This window comes from Rhodococcus sp. NPDC057014, from assembly GCF_042673295.1.
GTDB lineage: Bacteria > Actinomycetota > Actinomycetes > Mycobacteriales > Mycobacteriaceae > Rhodococcus_F.
Window position 1 is genome coordinate 18,939 of the sequence record NZ_JBHUSF010000095.1, and the last position, 8,833, is coordinate 27,771.

Annotated in this window: 6 protein-coding genes and 1 pseudogene; 2 read left to right on the plus strand and 5 right to left on the minus strand. The window is 64.9% G+C overall.

The window, feature by feature from the left end; all coding sequences use genetic code 11:
- Positions 1-3: 3 nt before the first annotated feature.
- Together ACFTZB_RS19905 and ACFTZB_RS19910 are read right to left on the minus strand one after the other, a co-directional pair.
- Entirely contained in the window at positions 4-252 is a 249-nt protein-coding gene (locus ACFTZB_RS19905; protein WP_378433669.1) for a hypothetical protein, read from the minus strand.
- Positions 253-544: 292 nt separating this feature from the next.
- Positions 545-1,447, minus strand: a complete 903-nt coding sequence (locus tag ACFTZB_RS19910; protein ID WP_378433670.1) for a DUF4231 domain-containing protein — start codon at positions 1,445-1,447, stop codon at positions 545-547.
- 117 nt (positions 1,448-1,564) lie between these two features.
- On the opposite strand from ACFTZB_RS19910, the gene ACFTZB_RS19915 reads away from it, so the two are divergent.
- Positions 1,565-1,780, plus strand: coding sequence for a hypothetical protein (locus ACFTZB_RS19915; protein ID WP_378433671.1), 216 nt, complete (start codon positions 1,565-1,567; stop codon positions 1,778-1,780).
- A 186-nt stretch (positions 1,781-1,966) separates the two neighbouring features.
- On the opposite strand, the gene ACFTZB_RS19920 is transcribed toward ACFTZB_RS19915, so the two are convergent.
- The 3 genes from ACFTZB_RS19920 to ACFTZB_RS19930 form a co-directional block, all read right to left on the minus strand.
- Positions 1,967-5,038 (minus strand): DUF4185 domain-containing protein, encoded by a 3,072-nt coding sequence (locus tag ACFTZB_RS19920; protein WP_378433672.1) that lies wholly within the window; start codon positions 5,036-5,038, stop codon positions 1,967-1,969.
- A gap of 730 nt (positions 5,039-5,768) precedes the next feature.
- Positions 5,769-6,686, minus strand: a complete 918-nt coding sequence (locus ACFTZB_RS19925) for a hypothetical protein (protein WP_378433673.1) — start codon at positions 6,684-6,686, stop codon at positions 5,769-5,771.
- A gap of 60 nt (positions 6,687-6,746) precedes the next feature.
- Complete coding sequence (locus tag ACFTZB_RS19930; RefSeq protein WP_378433674.1) at positions 6,747-7,172, minus strand: hypothetical protein; 426 nt, start codon at positions 7,170-7,172, stop codon at positions 6,747-6,749.
- A 1,321-nt stretch (positions 7,173-8,493) separates the two neighbouring features.
- Here ACFTZB_RS19930 and ACFTZB_RS19935 point away from each other — a divergent pair.
- Positions 8,494-8,833 (plus strand): annotated as a pseudogene (locus ACFTZB_RS19935) (peptidase S8); the annotation flags it as partial.

Sequence of the window (8,833 nt, forward strand, 5' to 3'; positions counted from 1 at the left end):
CCATCACCCCACCGCATCCGCGCGAGCACGAAGCCGCAGCCCGGCCGGGACGACCACGACGCACTCACCCGCACCGGTGAGTCGCTGTGCCCGGACGGCGAACCGGTGCCGGCGCTGCTGCGACTTCGAGGCTGTCGTCGATCGTGATCGGGAGTGCAGCACACCACCGGCCGTCGGATGCCCGGCGTCGGCAGCACCACGAAACCACCCATGCTGCGGGAAACCCCGTGCGGCGGTGCCCGTGACGTTCATCCTTCCAGTGTTGACCTCGCCGACCACTCTTTTCAGCCATTTGGTCGACCCGAACTCCACTGGAAAGTCTGGTCAGATCGCAGAATGGAACGAGACGGGCTCAAAGTCCGAACTCACGGCCCGACACCATGCTCCACCACGGGTTTTGCGGGAGGAATCCGACATCCGGAACGGTTCACTTCGCACCACCCGAGCACGTCGAAGAGTTCCGTGCCCGTGGCGTGTCCGGCGGTGATCGATCCGCTCTCAGCGAGAAGCGGTTTCAGGAACGCCGGCGATGCGCCTGTGCAGTTCAGTTGCTGCCGGGGTTGGGGTTGTTCTCCTCGCCCCACTTGGCCATCCACGCCTGGTTCTGGACGGAGATGACGTTCTCGCACTCGGCGATCAATTCCGTCGGGGACAGGGGTTTCGCGTTGGCCGCGGTGCGTCGGTCGGCGAGGCGTCGCAGTTCGGCAGCGGTGCGGCTGTATTCGATCCACAGCAGTTCGTATCGTTCGGCGGCGGCATGGGCTGCGACCGTCCCGGCTGCGGTCGTCGCCACGGCGGCCCACGCCCCGACGTTCGGCGACACCGATGCGGCGGCCGCCAAACCCGCCGCGACCAGGGCGAGCGTCACCTCGATCGCCTTGAACATCCGCACGCGTCGGCGCATCAGCCGTGCCCTGGGCTCGTAGTAGTGCTCCAACTGGGAGCGGCGCACCCGCAGGTCCAGATACGTGTCCACGTCACACACCGCGGGCAGCGGGCGCACCGTCGCCCGCACCTCGTCGGTGTAGCGGTACAGATCACCCGCTTCCCGTTCGAGCCGTTGCACTTCGGCATCCAGGCGTTGCTCCCGGTCATCGGTGTCGTAGTCCCCGGTCGAGGTCAGGAACAGAAACACCTCACTCTTGATCGCCTCGGATACCGACCGCGCTCGGGTCCACTGACGGACCTGGTGGACACTGTGACGCCCACCCAACACCCCGACGGCGGCCATCACCACGGCGGCCACCACCGCCATGGTGATCCCGGCAGGTTGATGGACCGGCTGCAGTTGGCTTCCGGCCAACGCGAGCCCGGCACCCATCACCGTCAACCCCAGGCGCCATTGACGTGCCCGCTGCGGACCCGACTTCAGCCTGCCGGCCGTCTTCGACCACACGCTCTGCCGCTGCCAGGCCCACTCTGCTGCGGACCCCCGGGGAGTGGCCATGGAATACATAGTGCCACAACAGGTGTGTCCTCGAGAGCGAGGCGACACCGACATACTGGCCGTCAGCTGCCGGATTACCCCTCTGGATTGCACAGTCGGCATCGGGAAGGAGCAATCGTGCCGGTGATCCACCAGTTCCGGCCGCGCGACCGCCCGTCCCGCGGGGACGGCGCCCTGCTCCGGCTGCACCGGGCGGTCGCCGAGATCGAGGAGAACCGGCGCCTGGCCTGGGAGGTCGCGGAGCTGCGGCGGGTGAACCAGGTCCCGCGGCGGCGAGCGCGTCTTGCGCTGCGGAGATCGACCCGGCCCGGAGAAGGTCATGAGTTTCATTGATGCGCACGACTTCTCGGTCGGTCTCGTAGTGCGGATCCATCGGCACGTTCAGCGACGGACACCACCCGTATTCGCCCAACTACATTCCGACGTCCCTCAGGAGGACCACCACACTCGGCATCCGACAACCTCACCATACGGGGATATCGGGTGCCACCGGTCCGTTGGGACGTCTGAAGCCCATGCCTATCGTCCGTTGTGTTGATTGGCAGCCCCATCATCGCGGATTTCTTCCCGGCCGTTAACCGGGATCTTGAACTGGAGCACTCGGTACGGCCAACCCTTGTCCGGTCCCTCGGTCTTCCACTGGCTGACGACGATGTGGAAGCCGCCGTCCACCTTCGAACCGGGCACGATCGACGGCCCGTACAACTGGGCCACCGCGTCGTCGCCCTCCTGCCCCCAGCCGACACCACGGATCGGGGTGGCCTTGTGCGCCTCGTACAGGTTGTCGGTGATGGTGGAGAACACCCGCACATCGATGTCGTATCCACCGACGTCGGAGCTGTCGAAGGTGACCAGAACCCATTTGCCTCCGATGGCCCGCAGGCACATCTCGCCGAACTTGGCCCCCGAATCGACGCGCTCGAGCACCGGGGTCGGTTCGTTGCCCCACCCCCACGCGTCGTTCTTCCAGCCCCAGCCCTCGTACGCGTCGGCCCGAGCGATCCGGTCCTCACGCACCCGGCGCAGAATCAGCGGCTTGTTGCGTTGGAAGCCGGTGGAGAGCACGTAGACCCACCCGTCGCCCGGGGCGTCCCACGTCCACAGCTGGGCCATGCCACGGTGCAGCCCGGCAGCGAATTTCGCCCCGGTGTGCTGCCAGGTGTGGCCATCGTCGGTCGACTTCCAGATCTCGGTCCAGACGACGTTCCCGAGGCCCTTGTTGACCATGGCGTGCAGGTACATCGTGTCACCGATTGTGATGACATCCGATGGCAGGACGGTGGAGAACACCGGGTTGTCGTGCGGGTAGTCCCACAGTTGCCGCGCGTAGTGCGGATCGCCGCCAGCGGCCTCGCTCCACACGATCCCCTCGTCGAGTTTCTTCGTATCCGAGAACAGCGCCACAGGCGAGCGCCAGTCCCCGTCGCCCACCCGGGGTCCGCGGAAGGTGTCGCCGAACACGGCGAGGATCCGGCCCGACGGGGTGCGCGCCATGACACCCAGATCTGTTGCTGCCATCCCGAACCGGTCGGTGAGTCCGGGCCCGGTGACCGTCTTGATCTTCGTCGACCGGCCCACCTTCGGACCCGGATCGATCGGCACCAGCGGCTTCGGCGGTTCCGGCGGCGGCAGCCGCCACCCGTTGCGGATGACCTCGTTCCATTCCCCCTCGTAGACGTTTCCGCTCACCGGCCAACCCCACAGCTGTTGCATGCGGGTGGCCGCATCCTCGGTGGCCCTGTCGAATACGCTCGATCCTGGTATGCCGATCGCTTCCTGCCAGCGCTCGAGGCCGTCCTTCGACGACTGTGGCTCGTTGCCGTACATGTTGGACCACGACTCGGCCGGGCCGTCCAGGGGTCCCCAGTAGTGACCGGGTGGGAGCGGGAAACGATCCGGGTCGTCCGCGACACCGGCGTAGCGTGTGGCCGCGGCCAGCACGACGTCATAGGGGAAGGTGTCGGGGACGTCCCAGTGCGTACCGTCCTTGAAGCCCTTGAGGATCACCGATCCGTAGGTGTAGTTGTTGTGGCTGCTCACCCCCCGCCGGTTCTGACCGACTCCGGCGATATCGACCCGCTCGATCGGAATGTCGTATTCGGTGGCGACCTTGGCGATGACGAACGCCACCATGTCGAGCATCTTCGTGTGGGTCAGCCACTGCTCGCGGGTCTTGGGATTTTCTTCGCGATTCGGGTTGGCTCCGCTCCAACGGTCCACGGTGCCCGACGTGCCGACCATCGCGATCTGGATGCTCACCCGGTTGTCGCTGAGCACACCCCACGCCGTGTTCTTGGTGGTCACCGTGTTGATGATGTGCTCGTCGTCGATCAGGTAATGGTAACTGCCGTTTTGCGCACCGGCCTGATAGTTGGCAACGTTCTCGGCGCGTGTGATCCAATCCTGATTCTCGGTGGTGTGGAGGTAGATACGCATGTAGGCGCCGTGCCCCGAATCGTAGCCGGGGCCGCCGTACCAGGTGATCGGGTACCCAGCGGGTGCCGGCTGCGCCGGTTCAGCGGGCGCAGGAGCGGGGACGACGGGAGCGGAACTGTCCCATTGCCCGAACGGTTCCTTCAATACGCGGTTCCGATCGATCCCGACCCCTCCCACCTTCTGCTTGTCGATCTCGAACTGATGCAGGTGGGCTCCCGGATGAACCCGACCCTCGCTCCCCCAGTTGTGCATCCAGAAATAGCTACCGACGCCGTCGCGGAGTGCCCACTCGATCGTCGGAAAATTGCAGTAGACACCCATCCGTCCCTTACCGAGGCGCTCCTGCCACGCGAGCAGGTACGGGCGCACCAAGGTATTCCATTGTTCCTCGCTCGGTGAGGCATCCACCGACACGTAGATCGGCGCGGTCTCCGGTCCCCCGGCCTCGCGGTGCAATTGGATGCCCCGCTCGGCATCCCGGCGGCCCTGCTCCGCCCCACCCAGCCAGTCGGACTTACCGAACTGGAAATTTGACACGACGACCATGCCTCGTGCTCGCAGCGCGTCGGCCTCCGCCTTCCGCAGCGGCTTGCCGACCATCCACCCGGCTCTCGGGTCGGCAACGTAGCGGATGGCGCCGGCGAATCCGCCCGATTGGATCTGCTCGGCGGTGGGAACCCCGGCCGAGAAGTCCACCAACATCTTCCCCACCAGCGAGCCCTGCCCATCCACCTTCGGTGCCTCACGCGGGTCCACGGCCTCCCGCAACCACGTCGCGTTCGGATCCAGGTCCGGTCCACCGAAACGACCGGGCGCACCGAATGTCTCGAAATGCAGATGCGGACCGCTCGAACCGCCTTCCGACCCCACCACCGCGATCTGCTCCCCCGCATGCACGACGTCCCCGAACTTCCACTGCTCACCGGTGTGCGGATTGACGAACGACGACGGCGGGGTGTGGCCGAATGTGAAGTCCAGCCCCCACCGGTCCTGAGAGTCGATGACCAGCCACGACCCGTAACCCTGGGGGTCGTCGTTGATTCCGACATGCGCAATGGTGCCGTCCGTAGGTGAGTAGATCGGCGTTCCTTTGTTTGCAGCGATATCCACCCCGCGGTGGTCGGGTCGGTCGGGAGTGCGATAACCGCTGCTCATACCGGAGTAGGTTCCAGGCGCCAACGGATGGTAACGAATCATGATTGCCTCGCTGTTGCACGTGACACGCCGTGACAGGACCTTACGAGTCGGCGACTTTGGTCGACTCGTCTTTGAGATGTACTGGTGGCGAGTGGTTAGGACCGAATCGAACACCAAATTTTATGCTTGCATACCGACGACCGCCGACAGCCTGCCAAGGCGACGCGGCCCCATGACGATACCTGCTGCGCTGGAACCGATCTGCGTCCCATGCCTCAAACTTGTACCGCGTTTGGGCGCAGCGTATTCGATGGCGACGTCGGTCATTGCTCTCGCCGGCGGCGACCGAAAGCCCTCGGCCTGAATTCGATATCCAGTTCGAACACTGACAACCCTGACGTGCTCCTTTGCTATTTGGTCGAGTGATGGTCGGTGGGGCCACCCTGGCGGGACCAGATCCTGGCGAATCGCTGATCCCACCAACAGACCAACCATTCTCATTTTCCTCCTTTCACCGCGCGTCCTGTCAAGGGCGACGCCTCTTCGATCGTGGTGTTCCGACACCTCTTCACCGTTCGGTTTCGGTGCCGCACCCCAGGGTGGGGCGTGTCTGCACCGACATGCATGTAGTCGATGGCACGACTGCGACCACGGCGCCGGCCTTCAGTGCAATCGGCCGACAGCGGGCGGGGGTGGCGGCCGTCGTGACCGGACGAGGCGATTCAGGTCCGGTTCCGCAGCCGACCGGTCAGCAGGGACGAAGATCCGTTTTCGTCGATGCCGGACTGAATTCGAGTCGAATCGAGTCACTTCGTGGCAGCAACAGTGCGTATCCACGGATCGGCGTCCAGGTCGCGGGCAGTAGAAGGTACTGATTGCCCACTTGTTCTACGAGTTTGAAGCCGAGGTAACTGTATCGGAAGTGCGCATCATCGTTTCCGCAGCGCGTTTCGATGATGTCCGGAATGTTGAGACTGAGTGAGTGGTCGGCGAAAATGGCGACCGAAGGAAGTTCGGCGATGGTCTCGTACTGCTCTTCCGCGCGTTTGGAACCGACGGCCGCGGAATAGTCGTTCACCGCCCAGAACAGGCCCAGCCCGACGAGGATGAAGACGCCGACCCATTCGGCCACGGCGAATTGTGACGAACGGGGTGAGTGTCCTTCCTCCCGCAGGGACCGTCCCAGACTCACCGAGTAGAAGAAGAACACGACACCGCAGATCAGGAGCATAGGTGCCAGGGCAACATAGCTTGCCAGAAACGACTCGAAACGCAACTGGCTCAAACCGAGTGCGGCGAGCACCAACCCAATGAGCATCATCAGAGCGATCACCTTCGTCTGCTGCGACGGTGGACGCGGCGCCAGCCGGGCCCGAAGGGCGGTGTGCCCCCACAGCGCCGGCAGCCACAGCAAACCGACGACCACCAGTGGCACGAAGAGCGAATCCTGGCTTCGCATCACGTAGTCCTGCCGGGTCAACCCGAGCGTGGACGAGTCGACACCGAAATAGTTGTAGAAGCTGTACGCGTGTGACCATCCGAAGAAGAACAGCAACGCCGTCAGAAGTGTGATCGGGGCAATCGCGGTCGAGGCGATCCGCAGCAGTCGCGGCAACGCCGACGAGGTGGGATCCCCCTGTTCGGTGGCCGGTCGCGTGCGTCGCAACCCTGCGATGGCATTGGGAGCGTGCCGAGGACGGGCCCGGCGGGACCTCTGCACGATAGCTCAGCTCGGCCCTGCCGGCCCCGTGGGCGTTGCTGATGCCTCGCTCGGGCCCGGCTGGTCGGGTGTGCTCACTTGCGGAGTGTTCGGGTCGGTCGCCGATTCTTCCGTCGGCTCCTGCCGGGTCGGTTCATCGGTCGACACTTCACCGGCGCCATCGGTCCCTGCCGAACACCGAGCGTTCTCGTCCTCTGCATCCGTCGGGGCAATCGCGCCGCGGTACAAGGTGATGACGGACCCGTACGGTATCGGCTGCGGCGTATCGGCGAGCGGCGGGTCGGAGGCGACGAACTGGCACGTGCGGAATTCACCCGCGTTGTCCGTTGCCTCGACAATCCGGTAACACGGGGTGCTCGCTCCGCACTGCGGCTCCAGGTAATCGACGATCACCTTCCGGACTACGTCGAAATTGAAGCCCTGAAAGTTCACTCTCGGTGGAAGATTGAGCGGCGATCCGCTCGCCCTACCGGTGTCGTCCTGCTCGATTTCCCCATCGGTGCCCGTCGCGGAAACTACGCCGCTGCTGGGGCGGTCGTTCGACGAGGGCGTCGGAGAGTTCGCACCGTGCGAGACCGGACTCGAGGCGACCGGAGAGTCGGCCGAGTAATCCGTTGAACTCGTGCGCATGCAGCCCGCTACCCCAGCCGTGAGCAGGACAGCAGCAACCAACGACGTTGGCACCGTACCCCGCGGCAGGACCATTCCACTCACCTTCCAGTGACCGATCGTCAGCTCACCATGGCAAACGAGTGGCCCGCATCGCCGGGTTCGCGGCGATGAGCATTTCACGCCACCGCGCTACCCACCCGACGCGACTATCACCGACCCGGCTGCACCCGCATCTTCTCCTTCTTTCAGACCACGCGGTCTGTCAGGCGTGTGTGACTTATCGTCCTCCCTCGCCGCGCCGAAGTCACCGGTGGTGAGGTGAACTAACGAGCCCACAAGCCCTGATCGGAGAACGCACCCCTCCACAGTCCGCGGCTGAAGTCTCGCACACTCCCCTTGCCGGAAACGTCCGATCCGCCCGCGACCGGGTGGTCGATCGCGATGCCGCCGATGCACTCGAGCTGCCGGCAATAGCTCCTGCCCCGGCCTCGGCTCATCGGCACGACGTCACATCACCGCTCCGCTACGCAACGCCCGCAACCGTGCGATCGAGAACAAGACCGGCTGCGTTGAGGGGTTTGCATCCGGCTCGGGCAAAGGGTAGTCGCAAATCGGCTCCGCGGAACTTGCGTTGACAACGCCTGCGCACCGCAGATCACACGTTTCGAGGGTCGAGACACATCGGGCAGACACGGACGACGCGAAACACTCCCCGTTCCATACAGGTATCGGACGCTGCGCGGTGCCGGGAGGCCCGCGAGTTCGGTGACGCCGCACCACTTCGCACTGGCCACACACGCAGAGACGATGTGCGAGCACCACGCCATCACCGGTCCCCCACAAGGACGGAGCGCCGCGGCCCGATTTTCCGCAGCGCCAGTAGTTAGAGCGCCGAACCAACGCTGACACCGGCAACCCCGGAGAGGACGATGAAAACAGACCAACCGGCCTTCACACCGCATCGGACGCAGCCGCAGCTCAGGGTGGGGGCACAGCGCGGTATGGGCCCCGTCGGGGCCACGCCTGATAGGCCGGGTGGAACCAAGGACGGCGAGGGAAGACCTGTGACCGCAAATCATCTTAGCCACAGAGGGTTCGGTACTTGTTACTCGTCGAATCCACAGCGGAAGACAGGTGAGCAATGACCGGACCACGATCTCGGGGCGCCGGCGACGGATCCTCGCGGGACGAATTCTCGGGCGAGCGTCTCGACCGGCAGACCGCGCCCCCGGAACTCGAAGATGACGACAACCGCCGACGGTGGGGCCTGGGCACCGCCCCCGACGACCGCGGTCCATACCTCATCGAGCTGAACGTCCTACACATCGACGGGCTCTCCGGTGCCACCAACGCCTTCCGCCAACTCTTCACCGACGTCCTCGGCCCGAAAGCCGGGAGCCGGGAGGGGGCCGGGCCGTGGCAGCTGACGAAGATCTCCAAAGGCTACTTCCGCTGCGAGATGACACTGGCGGAGTGGAAGC

Excerpts from the sequence above, each read along its gene's own strand:
- ACFTZB_RS19905 (WP_378433669.1), bottom strand. The coding sequence starts at position 252 with ATGAACGTCACGGGCACCGCCGCACGGGGTTTCCCGCAGCATGGGTGG.
- ACFTZB_RS19910 (WP_378433670.1), bottom strand. The coding sequence starts at position 1,447 with ATGGCCACTCCCCGGGGGTCCGCAGCAGAGTGGGCCTGGCAGCGGCAG.
- ACFTZB_RS19920 (WP_378433672.1), bottom strand. The coding sequence starts at position 5,038 with ATGAGCAGCGGTTATCGCACTCCCGACCGACCCGACCACCGCGGGGTG.